The sequence below is a fragment of the Galbibacter sp. PAP.153 genome (assembly GCF_037029175.1).
GTDB classification, from domain to species: Bacteria; Bacteroidota; Bacteroidia; order Flavobacteriales; family Flavobacteriaceae; genus Galbibacter; species Galbibacter pacificus.
In genome coordinates this window covers 1-18,025 of record NZ_JAZEUN010000007.1, presented here as the reverse complement: position 1 = coordinate 18,025, position 18,025 = coordinate 1, and the positions used below count along the sequence as shown (strand labels likewise).

Annotated in this window: 17 protein-coding genes; 7 read left to right on the top strand and 10 right to left on the bottom strand. The window is 38.7% G+C overall.

Annotated elements, in window-relative coordinates; genetic code table 11:
• The first annotated feature begins 51 nt into the window (after window positions 1-51).
• Entirely contained in the window at window positions 52-2,154 is a 2,103-nt protein-coding gene (gene recG / locus UXI14_RS05570) for an ATP-dependent DNA helicase RecG (RefSeq protein WP_335965260.1), read from the top strand.
• Between the two features lie 189 nt (window positions 2,155-2,343).
• Window positions 2,344-4,770: a phenylalanine--tRNA ligase subunit beta gene (gene pheT, locus UXI14_RS05565; protein WP_335965259.1), complete on the top strand. Its 2,427-nt coding sequence runs from the start codon at window positions 2,344-2,346 to the stop codon at window positions 4,768-4,770.
• Between the two features lie 95 nt (window positions 4,771-4,865).
• Here pheT and UXI14_RS05560 read toward each other — a convergent pair whose 3' ends face one another.
• Entirely contained in the window at window positions 4,866-5,525 is a 660-nt protein-coding gene (locus UXI14_RS05560; RefSeq protein ID WP_335965258.1) for an ABC transporter ATP-binding protein, read from the bottom strand.
• Window positions 5,526-5,838: 313 nt separating this feature from the next.
• Here UXI14_RS05560 and folE point away from each other — a divergent pair, with 313 nt between their 5' ends.
• Complete coding sequence (gene folE / locus UXI14_RS05555) at window positions 5,839-6,435, top strand: GTP cyclohydrolase I FolE (RefSeq protein ID WP_277899329.1); 597 nt, start codon at window positions 5,839-5,841, stop codon at window positions 6,433-6,435.
• A gap of 48 nt (window positions 6,436-6,483) precedes the next feature.
• Window positions 6,484-6,780 carry a hypothetical protein gene (locus tag UXI14_RS05550; protein ID WP_335965402.1) on the top strand — a complete coding sequence of 99 codons (297 nt, stop codon included), beginning with the start codon at window positions 6,484-6,486 and terminating at the stop codon, window positions 6,778-6,780.
• A gap of 90 nt (window positions 6,781-6,870) precedes the next feature.
• On the opposite strand, the gene UXI14_RS05545 is transcribed toward UXI14_RS05550, so the two are convergent.
• Window positions 6,871-9,168 (bottom strand): TonB-dependent receptor, encoded by a 2,298-nt coding sequence (locus UXI14_RS05545; RefSeq protein WP_335965256.1) that lies wholly within the window; start codon window positions 9,166-9,168, stop codon window positions 6,871-6,873.
• Between the two features lie 449 nt (window positions 9,169-9,617).
• Complete coding sequence (locus UXI14_RS05540; protein WP_277899327.1) at window positions 9,618-9,914, bottom strand: DUF6787 family protein; 297 nt, start codon at window positions 9,912-9,914, stop codon at window positions 9,618-9,620.
• 121 nt (window positions 9,915-10,035) lie between these two features.
• Here UXI14_RS05540 and UXI14_RS05535 point away from each other — a divergent pair, with 121 nt between their 5' ends.
• Both UXI14_RS05535 and UXI14_RS05530 read left to right on the top strand, forming a co-directional pair.
• A complete protein-coding gene (locus UXI14_RS05535; RefSeq protein ID WP_335965255.1) occupies window positions 10,036-11,256 on the top strand; it encodes a sulfite oxidase in 1,221 nt (406 codons plus the stop codon).
• Window position 11,257: 1 nt separating this feature from the next.
• Entirely contained in the window at window positions 11,258-11,743 is a 486-nt protein-coding gene (locus UXI14_RS05530; protein WP_335965253.1) for a monoheme cytochrome C, read from the top strand.
• A gap of 7 nt (window positions 11,744-11,750) precedes the next feature.
• On the opposite strand, the gene UXI14_RS05525 is transcribed toward UXI14_RS05530, so the two are convergent.
• From UXI14_RS05525 to UXI14_RS05495, 7 genes are all read right to left on the bottom strand, one after another.
• A complete protein-coding gene (locus tag UXI14_RS05525) occupies window positions 11,751-12,152 on the bottom strand; it encodes an antibiotic biosynthesis monooxygenase family protein (protein WP_335965252.1) in 402 nt (133 codons plus the stop codon).
• Between the two features lie 23 nt (window positions 12,153-12,175).
• Entirely contained in the window at window positions 12,176-12,661 is a 486-nt protein-coding gene (locus UXI14_RS05520; protein ID WP_277899323.1) for a DUF6146 family protein, read from the bottom strand.
• A gap of 99 nt (window positions 12,662-12,760) precedes the next feature.
• Window positions 12,761-13,393, bottom strand: coding sequence for a DUF937 domain-containing protein (locus UXI14_RS05515; RefSeq protein ID WP_335965251.1), 633 nt, complete (start codon window positions 13,391-13,393; stop codon window positions 12,761-12,763).
• Between the two features lie 98 nt (window positions 13,394-13,491).
• Window positions 13,492-14,442 (bottom strand): D-2-hydroxyacid dehydrogenase, encoded by a 951-nt coding sequence (locus UXI14_RS05510; protein ID WP_335965250.1) that lies wholly within the window; start codon window positions 14,440-14,442, stop codon window positions 13,492-13,494.
• A gap of 38 nt (window positions 14,443-14,480) precedes the next feature.
• Complete coding sequence (gene serC / locus UXI14_RS05505; RefSeq protein ID WP_335965249.1) at window positions 14,481-15,545, bottom strand: 3-phosphoserine/phosphohydroxythreonine transaminase; 1,065 nt, start codon at window positions 15,543-15,545, stop codon at window positions 14,481-14,483.
• Between the two features lie 320 nt (window positions 15,546-15,865).
• Window positions 15,866-16,168: a nucleotidyltransferase domain-containing protein gene (locus tag UXI14_RS05500; protein WP_335965247.1), complete on the bottom strand. Its 303-nt coding sequence runs from the start codon at window positions 16,166-16,168 to the stop codon at window positions 15,866-15,868.
• A gap of 131 nt (window positions 16,169-16,299) precedes the next feature.
• Window positions 16,300-17,361, bottom strand: a complete 1,062-nt coding sequence (locus UXI14_RS05495; protein ID WP_335965246.1) for an acyl-CoA reductase — start codon at window positions 17,359-17,361, stop codon at window positions 16,300-16,302.
• 175 nt (window positions 17,362-17,536) lie between these two features.
• Here UXI14_RS05495 and UXI14_RS05490 point away from each other — a divergent pair, with 175 nt between their 5' ends.
• A complete protein-coding gene (locus tag UXI14_RS05490; RefSeq protein WP_277899316.1) occupies window positions 17,537-17,887 on the top strand; it encodes a 4Fe-4S dicluster domain-containing protein in 351 nt (116 codons plus the stop codon).
• Window positions 17,888-18,025 lie beyond the last annotated feature (138 nt).

Sequence of the window (18,025 nt, the reverse complement as noted above, 5' to 3'; positions counted from 1 at the left end):
ACGGATTTAAAAAACTTTTAAACTTTACAACTAACTCCTATCTTCGTGTTTATGAATCCTAGTTTATTACAAACCCCAATCGATTATTTAAAAGGTGTTGGCCCCAACCGGGCCGATTTGCTCCGTAAAGAACTTGGAATCCATACTTATCAAGATTTAATAAACTTGTTTCCAAACCGCTATATAGACAAAACCCGGTATTACAAAATAAACGAGTTACAGCGAAACAATGCAGAAGTACAGATAATTGGCAAAATAACCCACATAAAAACCGTTGAACAACAAAAGGGAAAACGTCTTGTAGCTACTTTTATGGATGAAACGGGACAAATGGAGCTGGTTTGGTTTCGTGGCCATAAATGGATACGCGAAAGCCTAAAAATAAACCAGCCGTATGTTATTTTTGGGAAGACCAATTGGTACAATGGCTTTTCCATGCCGCACCCGGAAATGGAATTGTTGGCAGATCATGAAAAAAGCCTCCGTACGGCCATGCAACCTGTTTATCCTTCTACTGAAAAACTTACCAATAAAGGAATAACCAACAGGGTGGTAAATAAATTGATGCAACAGCTTTTTATAGAAACAAACGGGAAATTTTACGAAACCCTTTCTGCCGAGCTTTTGGAAGAACAAAAACTTATTTCGAAGAGCAAGGCACTGTTCAACATACATTTTCCACAAAGTCAGGAATTACTGTCGAAAGCACAATACCGCCTAAAATTTGAAGAATTATTTTACATTCAGTTACAACTTATTTCAAAGAATTTAAGCAGGAAAAGTAAAATAAAAGGTTTTAATTTCGATCAGGTCGGGACTTTGTTCAATACTTTTTATGCCAAGCACCTTCCTTTTGAGCTTACCAATGCCCAGAAAAGGGTAATAAAAGAAATACGCAACGATTTGGGGAATAATGCACAGATGAACAGACTGTTACAGGGCGATGTGGGTTCTGGAAAAACCATTGTGGGGCTAATGACAATGCTATTGGCCATCGACAATGGGTTTCAGGCGTGTTTGGTGGCGCCCACCGAGATTTTGGCACAACAGCATTACAACGGTATTGAAGCTTTGGTTGAAGAACTTGGCGTAAACATAAAACTGCTTACCGGGTCATCTAAAACGTCCGAAAGGAAGGAAATTCATGATCAACTGGAAAATGGGGAACTACATATTTTAATTGGTACCCATGCAGTGCTTGAAGATAAGGTGCAGTTTAAAAACCTTGGACTGGCCATTATAGACGAGCAACACCGTTTTGGGGTGGCGCAACGGGCCAAACTTTGGCATAAAAATGCCATCCCGCCACATGTTTTGGTAATGACGGCCACGCCCATTCCGCGAACTTTGGCCATGAGCTTGTATGGCGATTTGGACATTTCGGTAATAGATGAGCTCCCGCCCGGGAGAAAATCCATAAAAACGGTACACCGCTACGATAGTAATCGCTTGAAAGTATTTAGGTTTATAAAGGACGAAATAAAAAAAGGGCGGCAAATCTACATTGTTTATCCTTTAATCCAGGAATCCGAAAAACTTGATTACAAAGATTTAATGGATGGTTATGCAAGTATTGAACGCGAGTTTCCAAAGCCCGAATACCAAATATCTATCGTGCACGGGCAAATGAAATCCTCTGACAAAGATTATGAAATGGAACGTTTTGTAAAGGGCGAAACCCAAATTATGGTAGCCACAACAGTTATAGAAGTTGGGGTAAATGTGCCAAATGCCTCCGTTATGATAATAGAAAGTGCCGAAAGATTTGGCCTGTCGCAATTGCACCAGCTCCGTGGAAGGGTTGGGCGGGGGGCCGAACAGAGCTATTGTATTTTAATGACCGGGCACAAATTATCCAACGATTCCAAAACAAGGCTCGAAACCATGGTGGGCACAAACGATGGTTTTCAAATAGCAGAAGTCGATTTGAAACTCCGGGGACCTGGAGATTTGATGGGCACCCAGCAAAGTGGTGTGCTTAACCTAAAAATAGCCGACATTGTCAAGGATAACGATATTTTAAAAACAGCACGGTATTATGCAGTAAAAACCTTGAAAGAAGATCAAAATTTAATGCTCGAAAAAAACAAAATCCTGCGCTATACTTATCAACAATTGGCAAAACACAAGAATATTTGGAATTATATAAGTTAAGGTTATCTATTATAAAGCGGATTATTATCTTTGCACTTCAAATAAAATAACCCACTAAGATGCAGAGGGGTATTTTATGGATAAAGGGGGATTCTATAAGAAGCATCAAAAAAGCAAAAAAGCTTTATAAAATTCACCTTAACATGAAGATTTACAAAACAAAGTAGGATTTAAAAACAATAAGTACAGGTGAAAATATCTTATAATTGGTTAAAACAATTTATTCAACTTGATTGGGAAACAGATAAAACCGCAGAACTACTAACCGATCTTGGGCTGGAAGTTGAAGGAGTGGAGACTTTCGAGTCGGTTAAAGGCGGCCTTAAAGGTGTTGTAGTTGGGCATGTGCTGGAATGCGAAAAGCATCCAAATGCCGATCGTTTAAAGCTTACCAAAGTAGATATCGGTACCGGCGAACCTGTACAAATAGTTTGTGGGGCCCCCAATGTAGATAAAGGGCAAAAAGTACCCGTTGCCACTATTGGCACTGTTTTGTATGATGAAAAAGGGGAACCTTGGGAAATAAAAAAAGGAAAGATTAGGGGAGAAGCTTCACATGGAATGATCTGTGCCGAAGACGAATTGGGCCTTGGGAAAAGCCACGACGGGATTATGGTGCTCGATGAAACACTTGTTCCTGGAACGCCCTGCGCAGAAATATTCAATATAGAAACCGATGCCGTGTTCGAGATCGGCCTTACCCCAAACCGCGCAGATGCCATGAGCCATCACGGGGTTGCACGCGACTTAAAGGCGGGGTTGTTGCAAAAGGACATCAATATGGAGCTTATTACCCCATCGGTAAGTAGTTTTCATGTAGACAACCGTACCCTGCGTATGGATATCGATGTAAAAAACAAAGAATTGTGCCCGCGTTATTGCGGGGTTACCATTTCGGGCATAAAAGTAGAAGAATCTCCAAGCTGGCTAAAAAACCGTTTAAAAGCCATTGGCATTACTCCAAAAAACAATATTGTAGATATTACCAATTATGTACTTCACGAACTTGGGCAGCCTTTGCACGCTTTTGATGGAAGTAAAATAAACGGCAATAAAATAATTGTGCAAACACTGGATAAAGGCACTAAATTTACTACGTTGGACGGTATTGAAAGAACATTGCACGAAGACGACCTTATGATTTGCGATGCAGAAAAACCGTTGTGCATTGCTGGGGTTTTTGGTGGCGAAAATTCGGGTGTAACCCAAAGCACCACCAATATATTTCTGGAAAGCGCCTATTTTAACCCTGTTTCCGTTAGAAAAACAGCTAAAAGACACGGTTTGAATACCGATGCTTCTTTTAGGTTTGAAAGAGGAATCGATATCGGTTCAACACATTATGCATTGTTAAGGGCCGCACTTTTGATAAAGGAAATTGCAGGCGGTACCATTTCAAGTGATGCTGAAGATTTTTATCCGAAGAAATTTGAAGATTTTCAGGTTTTTCTCACCTTCGAAAAGGTAAACAGCCTTATCGGCCAAAACATTCCCACGGAAACCATCAAGTCAATTTTGAGTTCCCTGGAAATTAAAATCAACAATGTAACCGAAACCGGAATCGGGCTCACCATTCCTTCGTACCGTGTAGATGTTCAAAGGGAAGTAGATGTTATTGAGGAGATTTTACGTGTTTATGGATATAACAATATTGAATTCACCCAAAAATTAAACGCTTCCATTGCAGGGATATCAAAGTTTGAAGATTACAAGCTTCAAAACATAATTGGCAATCAATTGGCCTCTTTAGGATTTTACGAAATCCTTGCAAACTCGCTCACCACTCCAAAATATATGGAGCTAAGCAACGACAATAAAGCCGATTATAACGTTAATATGCTTAACCCGTTGAGCAACGACCTTTCTGTAATGAGGCAGTCCATGCTTTTTAGTGGCCTGGAAGCCATAAGTTACAACATCAACAGAAAGAGCAACAGCCTAAAACTGTTTGAATTTGGTAAAACATATCATCAATTTGACGGTAAAAGTGTTGAAAACAAACATTTAAGCATTCTTATTACGGGCAATCAAAATGGGGAAAGTTGGCGTCTGCAAAGCGAAAAAAGCGATTTTTTCTATTTAAAAGGCATCATTAACCGGGTATTGGAACGTTTGGGATTACCATTGCCAAAGTCGGAACCCGTTACCTCCGATGTTTTTTCTGAAGGACTGAACTATAAAATAGGAAAAAGGAAGCTCGTTTCCTTTGGTATGATAAGCAACCGCATTTTAAAACATTTTGATATAAAACAGGAAGTTTTGTATGCCGATTTTGAGTGGGATGCCGTTATTGAACTGGCACAACAGCAACATATTTCCTTTACTGAAATAGCTAAATACCCAGAAGTAAAAAGGGATTTGGCGTTGTTGATCGATCAGAAAGTTAGCTTTGAAGAAATCTACAACATTGCCCAAAACAGCGAAAAGAAACTTTTAAAGGACATTAATTTGTTTGACGTATACCAAGGCGAGAAACTTCCGGAAGGAAAAAAATCGTATGCGGTGAGCTTTACCTTGCAGGACGACAACAAGACCTTGACAGACAAGCAAATTGATAAAGTAATGAAAAAGCTCCAAGGAAGTTTCGAACACCAATTGGGAGCTACATTAAGGTAAAACCAACGCCTTAATTGCAATAATAAATTAAATTATATGTCCGTTTTTGATCTTAATATCGAGAACGGACAATTTTGTTTTTTAGGCAAATAGTTTTAAATAATATTTCCATCGACCATGGTAAGCTTTCGGTCGGCCATATTTGCCAATTCTTCGTTGTGTGTTACAATTACAAACGTTTGTCCAAAAGTGTCCCTTAGTTCAAAAAAGAGATTATGCAGTTTATCGGCACTTTCAGAATCAAGGTTTCCGCTGGGTTCATCGGCAAAAACAATAGACGGGTTGTTAATAAGTGCCCTTGCCACCGCCACACGTTGTTGTTCGCCACCCGAAAGTTCGTTTGGCTTGTGGTTTACCCGGTGCGAAAGTCCAAGAAAATCCAACAGCTCATTAGCGCGTTTTTCGGCCTCTTTGGGCGGAGTGTTTTTTATAAAAGCAGGAATGCAAACATTTTCCAGGGCGGTAAATTCTGGTAATAACTGGTGAAATTGAAAAATAAAACCAATATGCTCATTTCTAAACTTGGCCAGCTCTTTATCGTTGAGCTTGCTGGTTTCGGTGTTGTTTATTAAAAGTTGCAGTGCTTTATTTTTATCGGCTTTGTCCAGAGTACCAAGGATTTGTAATAATGTGGTTTTCCCGGCACCCGAAGTGCCTACAATGGAAATAATTTCCCCTTTACCTATGGTTAGGTCTACGCCTTTTAAAACCTCAAGAGAGCCAAATGTTTTATGGATACCGGTTGCTTTTATCATTCACTTAAATTATTGGAGTGCTAATTTACCCTCTTTTCCTTTTAAAAACAAAGTAACGCATTTTTATGGATGAATATTTATAAAGTTGGTGTTCGTAAAAACATAAAAATTATGAAATAGTTTACATTGTGTTTTTTTGAATCTCCCTAATTAACCATTATGTCATGAACAATACTGGAATATCAGATTTTTCACATAAGTAGATATGGATTATCCAACAAGGTTTCTTCATGATTTTTAACTATATTTTCATAAAAAATGGTATCTTTTATTTTTAAATGATTTTTTTAAAAACATCAATATTTTACCGTCAATGGCATATAAAACTTTAGAGGAATACAATATAAAAGTAACCGACAGCGTGCGCGAACAATACAAAAATATTATAACTGATCTTGGTGAGGATATAGGGCGGGACGGATTGCTAAAAACCCCTGAACGGGCCGCCAAGGCCATGCAATTTTTAACGCAGGGTTATCATCAGGATGCGGCCGAGATATTAAAAACAGCCATGTTCAAGGAAGATTACAACGAAATGGTTATTGTTAAGGATATAGAACTGTATTCATTGTGCGAGCATCATATATTGCCCTTTTTTGGCAAGGCGCACATAGCTTACATTCCCAATGGTTATATTGTAGGTTTAAGCAAATTGCCACGCATTGTAGACGTGTATGCCCGAAGGCTCCAGGTCCAAGAACGGCTCACGCATGATATCCTGGAATGCATAAACAATACCTTGAAACCACAGGGGGTTGCGGTGGTTATTGAGGCCTCGCATATGTGCATGATGATGCGCGGAGTGCAAAAACAAAATTCGGTTACCACCACTTCGGGATTTAGGGGCCAGTTTGAGAAAATAGAGACCCGGAACGAGTTTTTAAAGTTAATAAGCGCTGACTTAGGATAATATTCTGGCACTTTTATTGTTACTATTTATACATATGTATTTTAAATTATAATAGCTATGAAAGACAATAAGTACAAAAAATTATTTTTAGGACTTTTATTTGATGCCATCGGGATGCTTTCGTTTGCAATTCCAGGCGTCGGGGAATTTTCAGATATTATCTGGGCACCCATTTCCGGTTGGCTAATGACACGGATGTACAAAGGCCGGATAGGGCAATCGGCAGGGGCGATTACCTTTATAGAGGAGCTGGTACCGGGTATGGACATTATTCCTACATTTACCCTTACTTGGCTATATACTTATGTAATTAAAAGGAAAGAGGCAAAAGTAGTGACTTCATAAAAAAATTAAACCCCGCTAAATAAATATATTTTGCGGGGTTTATATATAGGTTAGGGGGATTTACCATCCTATGCATAAAAGAAGTTTATATTAAAAAGGCACACTTAAGCCTATATTGATATTTCTTCCAATATTATAAATTCCATCAGGTTTTAACCGTGATAAATGCGAAATGTATTCTTTGTCAAGTAGGTTGTTGGCGGTAAGTTTTATGGATAACGGTTGATTCCAGGGATTTATTGTAGCCCCTAAACCGATATTTACTAGCGAGTACCCACCAGTTCTAGTTTCAAATGTACCAACATTATTTTGATTGAACACATTCTGTAATGTTAAAAACGCATATTTTTTTGTTAATGCACCGTCTTTCATCTCCACCCGAAAGGTATTGGTGAGCTTATTTGCCGGGATTAAGGGCAAGTATTCATCGGTATCGTCCAGTTTCCCGGTTACGGTTTCAAAGCTGCTTTCAAAATGAAGCCAATCAAAAGGGTGGGGGTGCAGGTGGAGACCTACTTCCCCTCCGTACAGCCTGCTGTCGTTTTGTACATATTGATATACTGGCTGCCCGTCTATTTCATCGCCTGTGGGCTCCAAATAAATATAATCGCTTATTGCATTGTAAAACCCATTTATAAAAAATTCAAAATGCTTGTTTTCATATTCCAGTGAAACATCCGTTTGGAAATTCTGTTCGTTGGTAAGGTCCACATTTCCTATTTCAAATCTGTTAGCGCCACTATGGTTTCCATTAGATGCCAACTCGGCTAAATTTGGTGCCCTAAAACCTGTAGCAAAATTAATACGCGCTATAATTTTTTCTGCAATGGTGGCTCTGTATCCCGCAGAAGCATTGAAACTGTTAAAGTTTTTGTCAAATTCAGGGAAATAAGACTCTCCGCCCATTTCCCCGGTTTCTTTACCGTCTATAGTTCGGGTATCGTAACGAAGGCCTAATTGAATATCGCTTTTTTCCATATGGTAATGCGTGGTTGCCATAACCCCAAAATCTACCGTTGTTGCATCTGGGATTAGCATTTCTTCTCCAAAATTCTCATTGGTCTGGTGCATTCCCTGAACGCCGATAATGGTTTCAAAATTTCCCATTTTTGGTATGTGGTACAACACATTATAACTTAATGTATGCAGCCTCATATCCAATGCAGCTTCATCGCCATGCTCGTGTTCTTCTCCTTCTTCGGCATGTTCGTGTTCATCTTCTTCATGATCTTCATCTGCATGTTCGTCTTCATGATGATGATGGTCTTCATATTCCCTTCTATTGTTGGCAATATACCCTAAAGTAACATCCAGGCTGCTGTTATTAAAAAACAAGGTGTTTTTGGCACTAATAATATGGTTGTCTATTTCCTGATAAGGTAATAATAAATCACGGTCCCTGTTCTGTACGCCAATTTCCTCGGGAATACCAAGGTTGGATCTATTGTAATTGTAGCGTACATCGGTTTTAAATTTAGAATCCTGATAACCAAACCCCGATTTTATATCGTATTCATTAAATCTAGAATTGGTAGTATAAATGCCATTTCCGGCTTCATAATCGGCATGAGAGCCATATGCGCCACGCACCAAAAACTTAATTTTATCTCCCGAGGCTTTAAACCCTGCATTGGCGGTTACCCCATTGGTATTGGTAAAATAATTAATGTTTGCATCGCCTTCGGTTTTATTTTGCTGTGCATATTTTTCGGGGTTTAAATACAAAACGCCTCCCAGAGCGTCCGAGCCGTACAAAAGTGAGGCCGGGCCTTTTATTACTTCCACACTCTCTATACCCGCCTGGTTAATTCCGAGGCCATGCTCGCCGCCAAACTGTTGGTTTTCCAACCGGATACCCTGCGTGTAGACCAAAACACGGTTAGAGCTAAGTCCGCGTATCACCGGTTTGCCAATGCCAACACCCGTGGTAACACTCTCTACACCCGATATGTTGGTAATCCCGTCTGAAAGTGTCATGGCTCCTTTTGTTTTAAGCTGTTCCAAGCTTTGGCGTTCTACCTTCATCACATTTTCACTTTGTAATTTATGGAAGGGGGTAGAAACAATAACTTCGTCCATTTCTATGGCCGAAGGTTGCAGTGTCCAGTTGTGCGTACTGTTATTATCAACCGAAATGGCCTGCGAAAAGGTTTTATAGCCAATGGTAGATACTACAATTTTATAATTTCCTTTAGGCACGTTTTCCAAAATATAAGTACCGTTTTCATCGGTATTGGTGCCTTTTTCCAATTGTGGCAAATAAATGTTCGCAAAAGGTATTGGCTGTCCGTTATCGGCATCGGTTACCGTTCCTTGAAGCTTGCTGTTTTGTGCGTATATTATAGATGTTATACTTATAAAAAGTATAGACAATAGAATCTGTTTCATAAATTATTTAATGTTTATAATATTGATGTATGCTGAAGTTATCAGCAATATGAAAAAATATAATTGTACCCCATATGATGCATATCGGGTAATTATATAAAAATGTTAGTTGTGTTTATGAAACAAGCGGGGGGCCCCGTAACGAGAAGTGAAGCTGTTGAAATTCACTTAAAAAGAAATAGTTGTTGAAATTTTGTTCTGACGGTAATTTTATAACGTGAAAAGTTATTTCTTCAGGGGTATAATTTAGTTGATTGGTATGATGAAATTTAAAAAGCTGGCACTCAAAATCTGTTTGATGAAAATGTGTTTTTAAATGTTCGTTACATTCAACGTGCGTATGTTCTATAAAAAAGTGTGAAAACTTTAAGGCAGAAGGGAGTAACAGTGCCGTAATAAGCACAAAAGAAAAAAATGCCACAAGTATGTTTTGTATCGGCCTCAACTTGTTATTTAATCTTAATTCCCATTTTGTTCAACATTTTCTTTTCAAAGTTCCAAAAAAACTTAAACTGACCAAAAATCCATCCAAAGAAAACCAATAAAACCTGGTATATGGGGAAGATTAACAAAATTCTAACAACCCAATACAATACGGGGTGGAGTGCATCAGGATGCAAACCAACAAATTCTGTAACAGGGCCTGTAATTTTTGCAGATGTAGTGCCCGTTATAGCAAAAACAATAAATATTATAACAATCTGGAAATTAGAGGTAATTCCCCAACGTTTTTTTAATTTTTCCATGAAACCCTTCTTCAAAAGCAAATATAACTCAAATAATTAGCATAATGAAAGTCAAATTTTTCTACATTTTTATATTTCAAGTTTTCCAGAACTTCTATCTTTAGGGAAATTAATCAAAATCATGCGAAGGAGAGAATTTATTGGCAAGGCCGCATTGGCTTCTTTTACATTAACCGCTGGAACCGGCATTGTTTATGGGGAATTAATGCCAAAAGGCTATGTTCCGCTTTTAATGCAGGATCCCGATCCTTTTAAAATGTTCAGTATCGACAAGGACATGACAGTTTTAAACGACCGCCCGTGGAACATAGAATCCAAGGCCCATTTACTAAACGACGCGGTAACGCCCAATAAATTTATGTTTATACGAAACAATGGATTATTACCCGAAGCCATTGATGTTGATAAATGGACCTTGACCATTGACGGAGAATCTGCAAAACAAAAGAAAACATACACCCTTAACGAATTAAAAACCCGTTTTCCACAATATACATACCATTTAACATTGGAATGCGGGGGGAATGGCCGTAAAGAGTTTAATCCGCCCGCAAAAGGAAATCAATGGGGCGTGGGTGCCGTGCACTGTGCCAAATGGACCGGAATCCGTTTACGCGATGTCCTGGAAGATGTTGGCGTAAAAAACGATGCCGTGTACATTGGTTACCATGCCGCCGACATCCATTTAAGCAGGAGTCCAGACAAGGAACCCATTTCAAGGGGATGCCCTATGGAAAAAGCGTATCAGGACGAAACATTACTGGCCTTTCAATTAAACGGGGAAGATATTCCCTTGGCGCACGGATACCCGTTGCGCTTGGTAGCGGGAGGTTGGCCGGCATCGGTTTCCGGGAAATGGGTGCAAAGAATCAGTATAAGAAACATAGTTCACGATGGTACTAAAATGATGGGCACTGCATACCGTGTGCCCTGTAAACCTGTTGCCCCGGGAGAAAAAGTAGCCGATGAAGACATGTGCATTATAGAATCCATGCCCGTAAAATCTTTAATTACTTACCCAAAAACAGGAGCCCTGCTTACATTGGGGCAAGAATTAACCATAAACGGCCATGCCTGGGCCGGGGAGCTGGAAGTGGCAAAAATGGAGTACTCCATTGATTTTGGCAGCACATGGCACGCTTGCGAACTAAAAGCACCTGTGAACCGTTTGGCCTGGCAACAATTTTCCGCCAATATTTCCTTTCCGCAGGAAGGATATTACGAGGTATGGGCAAAGGCCACCGATAGCAACGGAAAAAGCCAGCCCATGTTGCTTCCCGGATGGAATCCAAAAGGGTATTTAAACAATGCCTGTCATAGAATTGCCGTAAAAGTTAGTTAAAATGAGTAAAAAAGAAGACTTTTTACAGCAGTTAAAAACATTATCGAACAGTTTGGTATGGTTAAGCTCAATAATCCTTTTTATTGGCATTTTTATATTGGTTATGGCCTTAAATCCAGATATTAAGCTGTTTAAATCATCACCTGAAATAACCGAAGCGGATGTTGAAAAAGACACCATTGTTAATATAAACAGTAATGATATAAAAGATGGCATACATACCGAAACAGGTTTTGTAGCAGGGGATGGGCTTGATGAAGTAATTGGGAATTGCACCAATTGCCATTCGGCAAAATTGGTTACCCAAAATAGAATGAGCCGAGATGGTTGGTTAGCTACCATTCGTTGGATGCAGGAAACACAAAACCTTTGGGACCTGGGTGACCAAGAAGATATAATTTTGGATTATCTAGCAACTTATTATGCCCCGGAAGATAAAGGGAGGCGTGAAAATTTAATAGTGGAGGAGTGGTATGAGCTAAAATAGCTTTGTTTTATTGTTTATGGGCTGTTTTGGTAAAAATTAAATGCATCATCTTCGGGTCGATTGCTTTTACATCAACTAAATTAAGTGACATTACCATATTTTGGGTTTCGTTTTTATATTTTAAAAAGTGAGGTGTTTTTAAGTGACTTAAATACGCATTTTTATCGGCATATATTTCCAAAATCCTAATTTTAGTCGAATCGCTTGCATAATACATCGGGAATATGGATAAAACACCGGACTCCAGCTTTAAAGATGCGTTTGCTTCTTCCATTAAGATTTTATGATACGATTGAATATATGCAGGGTTGATTTCTATTTCTGCGATACGGATCATTGGTTCGCTTTCTTGGGAAAAAAGGGGGAAGCTAATTAAAAACCCTGATAAAATAAGTAGCTGTTTAATCATGCAGGCATTTTTTGGTTGTTAAGTTACCGGATCCTCGGGAAAAAAGGCCCCAGCCGCTGATTGTATTTTCTTTGGAAATATAAAAAATAGTTGTAGAGTTTGTAGTTTACTTCGTAACCGTAATCAATGTTGGGACTGTAATTTATTTGCATTTCGTATAGATTGGGATTGTACCGCTGCGGGTTTAGCACTCTTTGGTTCCAATTAATAACATAAATATTGTTTCGGGTCTCCATATATTCTTGCGAATAGTAACCTTCGGGCATGGCTATGCTATTGAGCCAGGTATAATAACCCGGGTCGATAACTATAATTTCATATTCTGTACTGTCATTTGCTATTCTAACGGTGTCCTGTTCGGCATTTGTGGCATTAAAAGCTTCTTTTTCGGCTTCAGAAATATCCAACTCCATTTCATCTTCAGTATTTGTTGAAGTTGAAGCGCTTTTCGTTCCCGAGCACGACCCTGCCAAAAATGATAAAACAACAATTGCAAATACATACTTCATATAAAACTCTTTTACATAAAGATACAAAAAAGTCGGATGCAGGCATCCCACCCTTAATGTTTAATGTTTGTAAAAGCGGTATTGATGGAACCCTTTTTCTTAACTATTTAAAAAATTCCCGAGAAGGCCTCCGAAACCACCTTTTTTCTTATTGGAGCCAATAACCATATCGGCAACGTCGTCCAAAACGCTTCCATCGCCATCGGTATCGATCAAAGAAGTGATAAGGCTTTGATTTTCTTGAGATTGGCCACCAAGCATACTTCCCAATAAACTAGACATATCGTTGGAGCCACTTATATTGTTTTGTTTTGTTTGCCTGCCCAGATAGCCTAAAATAAGTGGAGCGGCCATTTTAAGTATGTTGCCTACCGTTCCGGCATCTATTCCCGTTTTACTGCTCAATGCATTTTCTACGGAAGATTGCTTTCTGCCAAGAACATGGCCCAAGATGCCGGCGCCATCGTTTAAGGCCGACTGGTCTACGCCACCGCCAAAAAAACCACCTAAATTATCCAGAATACTTCCGTCGTGCTTGCTGTTAATAGCTCCCATAAGCCCTTGTGCACCTTCTGGTGTTGAGGCATTCTTTTTCATCGCTCCAGTTAGTAAAGGTAAAGCCATACTTAATAAATCTGAAGTTTTCCCTTCGGAAGTTCCCGTTTCATTACTGATGCCGCCAATTATCTGGCGGCCAATACTGCTGTCTAATAAAGATGCTAATCCTGACATGACTTTTTATTTTTTAAATTGATAAATATTTTCATCAAGATACAAAAAAAAGCCTCTCATTTCTGAAAGACTTTTAAAAATTATCAAGTATTGCATCCTTATTTCAACAATGATGCAATTTGGTCTGCCAGTTCTACACCAATCCTGTCTTGTGCTTCTCCGGTTGCGGCACCAATATGCGGAGTAAGGGAGATTTTAGGGTGCATCAATACTTTAATGGCAGGCGTGGGTTCGTTTTCAAACACATCAATTCCTGCAAAGGCCACTTTGTTGCTGTCTAGGGCATCAACAAGGGCAACTTCATCTATAACACCACCACGGGCAGCGTTTACAATACCGATGCCGTCTTTCATCAACCCAAATTCTTTTTTGCCAAGAACATATTCTTTTTGGGCGGGTACGTGCAGGGTTAAGAAGTCTGCTTGCTTCAACACTTCTTCTTTAGAAACGGTTTCTATGTTGAAGTTTAGTTTTTGGCCATCGAAGAAATTTAGTTCGATGTTCACGTTTTCAATAAAAGGATCAAAAGCAACCACTTTCATTCCAACGCCAAGGGCAATTTTAGCAGTTTCCTGCCCAATTCTACCAATACCGATGATGCCAAGGGTTTTCCCCCTTAATTCGATACCGGCCGCATATGCTTTTTTAAGTTGCCCAAATTTAGATTCTCCTTCCAAGGGCATATTTCTGTTGGCATCGTATAAATAGCGCACACCACCATATAAATGAGCAAAAACAAGTTCGGCTACCGAAGCAGAAGAAGCCGCAGGGGTATTTATTACATGAAGTCCTTTTTCTTTTGCATAGGCAACATCTATATTGTCCATGCCAACACCGCCACGCCCAATTAATTTAAGCGACGGGCAGGCGTCTATTAAATCTTTGCGCACTTTGGTTGCGCTACGCACCAAAAGTGCATCTATTTTGTTTTCGTTTATGTAGTTTTCAAGTTGTTCTTGCGCTACTTTTGTGGTAATAACCTCAAAACCTTTGCTTTTTAGGGCATCGACTCCGCTTTGGGAAATACCATCGTTTGCTAATACTTTCATTTATCTGTTAATTTATTCTGTATAAAACTTTTAATTTTTTAGGCCTTTCTTTCCAGTTCCTGCATAGCATCGACCAGCACCTGCACACTTTCTATAGGCAATGCATTGTACATGGAAGCACGGTATCCGCCAACGCTACGGTGACCATTAATTCCGTTTAGCCCAGCTTCTTTAGCCAGGGCATCAAAGGTGTCTTTGTGCGCTTCGTCTACCAAATTAAATGTGGCGTTCATTGGGGAACGGTCTTCTTTTGCCGCAAAGCCTTTAAATAGTGGGTTTCTGTCGATTTCACTGTAAATTAGTTCGGCTTTTGCATTGTTTCTTTTTTCAATTTCTGCAACTCCGCCAAGGTCTTTAAGCCATTGCAATGTCAACATGGACACATACACCGCAAAAACGGGCGGAGTATTAAACATACTATCCTTTTCGGCATGCACGCGGTAATCGAGCATAGAAGGAATAGCTCTGTCTACTTTGCCAAGAACATCTTCTTTTACCACCACAAGCGTAGTACCGGCGGGTCCCATATTTTTTTGTGCCCCGGCATAGATAATATCAAACTTGGAGAAATCCAATTGTCTTGAGAAAATATCAGAGCTCATATCGCAAACCAAAGGAGCCGATACTTTTGGAAAATCTTTTATTTGCGTTCCAAAAATGGTATTGTTGGATGTGCAATGGAAGTAATCTATATCTGAAGGGATTGCGTAGCCTTTTGGGATATAATTAAAATTGGCGTCTTTTGAAGAGGCCACTTCTACGATTTCTCCGAACAATTTTGCCTCTTTAATGGCTTTTGTAGACCAAGTACCCGTATTTAAATAGGCGGCTTTTTTGTTTAGCAAATTATAGGCTACATTTAAAAATTGAGTGCTGGCGCCCCCTTGAAGAAACAAGGCCTTATATCCCTTGTTTTGTAACCCTAAGTGTTCTAAAGCAAGCTCCTGCGCTTTGTCCATTACAGCTATAAAGTCTTTGCTGCGGTGGGATATTTCAATAAGCGAAAGATCGATACCGTTAAAGTTTAAAATGGCGTCTGAAGCTTTCTTTAATACCTCTTGGGGTAGAATGCAGGGTCCTGCACTAAAATTATGTTTTTTCATAAATGTCAGTTGTGTTTTTTATGTTTACAAAGTTGCTAATTTCTCGTAGAAAAACTGTTATCAAAAGTACAATTATTTTGTTAGATTGATAACAGAACAAACAGAGTTGTTACATTGTGCAGGCTTGAATTGCCAATTTTATAAAAATTTAAAACCAAACTTACTTTTAAACCTGTTTTCTGTTTCAAGTTGGAACCGGTTTTGTTTATTGGTTTTTGTTTTAAAACATTAAAAAGCGGGTTTAAATTTACCCGCCTCCAAATGGTTTTTATGTATGGTTAATTGATTTTAAAATATCATATAAATATGCGTTTATTCTATCATCCATAGATTAATTGCTTGGTTTTATTGATACTTTTAATTATGTATGGGTTTTCAAGGCCTTCTTCGCTAACCAAATCTACCTCTCTTTTAAACAACTCTTTTAGACTATCTTTAAAATCAAAATAATTTAAAAAAGCTCCTTTATGACCAAAAGGTTTAAATCTCACCAAAAAATCAATATCGCTTTCCTGATTAAAGTCGGGCGTTAAAACCGATCCAAAAACATACATTTTATCTACTTTGTACTTTATGCACAACGCTTTAAGTTTATCGATGTTGTTTTCTATTATCGGGTTCATATTAAATGCCTTTAATTCTCAAAATTAATAAAAAAAGCAAAATGAAAGTCACAATAATAACTCCATTTTTCACAATATCATGCCTTAACCATGATATGCCATGGAAACTAATATTAATGGAATGTACAGGTTTATAATTTCAGGAGGAAATCCAGCGTATCTATGCCATCGGCATAATCCCAAAGTTTTGGCTGCTGTGTTTTGCCAAATGCAACTTCGCCATCCACAATACCGTTTGCCACGGTACACTGTATTTTATCGGCGTCGTTTGTAAGTTTTTCCTTTATGGCTTCAACAGTAGTGTATTCTTCATAGAAAACCGTTGCAATGGGCGATGCATAGCCTTCGTCTTCCTTCAGCATTAAAAAACCGTTTTCCAAAATATTAAAAAGGCTCATTAAATACACGGCCTTGTTGTAATCGTAATTGTTTGCATATTTATTTTCGTGGATAATATCGCCATATTTATAAACAGCCTTAAAAAATGCATCAAAATTATAATCTTTTGGTACAAACAGCTTGGAAACGCTTCTACAGCCTAGGCCGTAATACCTAAAAATGTCTTCGCCCAAGGCTTCAAGGTCTGTTACGGACTCTTTTCCGGTTAGAACGGCAACCGAGTTACGGTTTTTGCGGATAATGTTGGGCTTGGCACCAAAGTAATATTCAAAATAGCGGGCGGTATTATCGCTTCCGGTAGCGATTACGGCATCAAAATTTTGTATTTTATCATCGGTAAAAGTTATTTTCCCTTTAAAAAAAGGTGCTATATATTCTAAATATTTAGAAAGATAGGGGAGCAGGTGCTTGTCGTTGGACGATTGCTTTACAACAACTTCGTGCCCCGAAATTAAAACTGATAAAAGATCGTGAAACCCAACCAACGGAATGTTCCCGGCCATAATAACAGCAACTTTTTTGGGGCGTACATCTTCGATTAAATAATTGGAAAGCCATTTTTTTAAATTTGAAGAAGATAAGGCTTCTCCCCAAGTGCTTAACGCAAATTGCAAATTGTTTTTAGTAAACCAGGCGTTGTTTTCTTCTGCCAGTTTTAATTGATGCTTAAACCCATCAAAGAAAATTTCGTTGCCCGCTATTGTTGCATCAACTGTTGGCGATTGACTGGAAAATTGATTTAAAAAAGCCCCAAGTTTAACAAAAGCGTTAATTCTGTTGTGAATGTCACTCATTATATTTGGTAAAAATTTTGTTTGTCTTTATTTTTGACACTGCAAATTTACAGAATTGAAACGAGGCGGTATTTTTTTCTCCTTAAATTTTAATAAAATGAAAGGTAAGGCCGTAAAATACGACTCGTATAATAAAGCGTTAGTTAAGGCTAACATAAATTGAAAAAGAAAAAGTATGGCTATTATTATAACAGATGAATGTATAAATTGCGGGGCTTGTGAACCAGAATGCCCAAATACCGCAATTTATGAAGGCGCAGACGATTGGAGATATAGCGATGGAACATCGTTGAACGGGGATGTTGTGCTTCCCGGAGGGAAATCGGTAAATGCGGATGACGCACAAGAACCGGTAAGCGACGAAATTTATTATATTGTTCCCGATAAATGTACCGAGTGCAAAGGCTTTCACGAAGAACCACAATGTGCTGCCGTTTGCCCGGTTGACTGCTGTGTGCCCGATGAGGACCATGTAGAAACCGAAGAAGAATTGCTCGGGAAGCAACAATTTATGCATCCAGAATAAATAAACGCGTACGTTTTAAAATGAATTGATATAAAAAAGGCGGTCCATTGTAGGAGGGCACTGAAAAAGTCCCTTATGAAAATAAAAGGAGTTAGAATTAATTTTCTGCTCCTTTTTTCTTTTCTTTAGAATTAGAAT

Bases quoted from the DNA above. Each gene is read 5' to 3' on its own strand.
- recG (WP_335965260.1), top strand. From the start codon at position 52: ATGAATCCTAGTTTATTACAAACCCCAATCGATTATTTAAAAGGTGTT.
- UXI14_RS05560 (WP_335965258.1), bottom strand. From the start codon at position 5,525: ATGATAAAAGCAACCGGTATCCATAAAACATTTGGCTCTCTTGAGGTT.
- folE (WP_277899329.1), top strand. From the start codon at position 5,839: ATGGCATATAAAACTTTAGAGGAATACAATATAAAAGTAACCGACAGC.
- UXI14_RS05545 (WP_335965256.1), bottom strand. From the start codon at position 9,168: ATGAAACAGATTCTATTGTCTATACTTTTTATAAGTATAACATCTATA.
- UXI14_RS05540 (WP_277899327.1), bottom strand. From the start codon at position 9,914: ATGGAAAAATTAAAAAAACGTTGGGGAATTACCTCTAATTTCCAGATT.
- UXI14_RS05535 (WP_335965255.1), top strand. From the start codon at position 10,036: ATGCGAAGGAGAGAATTTATTGGCAAGGCCGCATTGGCTTCTTTTACA.
- UXI14_RS05530 (WP_335965253.1), top strand. From the start codon at position 11,258: ATGAGTAAAAAAGAAGACTTTTTACAGCAGTTAAAAACATTATCGAAC.
- UXI14_RS05525 (WP_335965252.1), bottom strand. From the start codon at position 12,152: ATGATTAAACAGCTACTTATTTTATCAGGGTTTTTAATTAGCTTCCCC.
- UXI14_RS05520 (WP_277899323.1), bottom strand. From the start codon at position 12,661: ATGAAGTATGTATTTGCAATTGTTGTTTTATCATTTTTGGCAGGGTCG.
- UXI14_RS05515 (WP_335965251.1), bottom strand. From the start codon at position 13,393: ATGTCAGGATTAGCATCTTTATTAGACAGCAGTATTGGCCGCCAGATA.
- UXI14_RS05510 (WP_335965250.1), bottom strand. From the start codon at position 14,442: ATGAAAGTATTAGCAAACGATGGTATTTCCCAAAGCGGAGTCGATGCC.
- serC (WP_335965249.1), bottom strand. From the start codon at position 15,545: ATGAAAAAACATAATTTTAGTGCAGGACCCTGCATTCTACCCCAAGAG.
- UXI14_RS05500 (WP_335965247.1), bottom strand. From the start codon at position 16,168: ATGAACCCGATAATAGAAAACAACATCGATAAACTTAAAGCGTTGTGC.
- UXI14_RS05495 (WP_335965246.1), bottom strand. From the start codon at position 17,361: ATGAGTGACATTCACAACAGAATTAACGCTTTTGTTAAACTTGGGGCT.
- UXI14_RS05490 (WP_277899316.1), top strand. From the start codon at position 17,537: ATGGCTATTATTATAACAGATGAATGTATAAATTGCGGGGCTTGTGAA.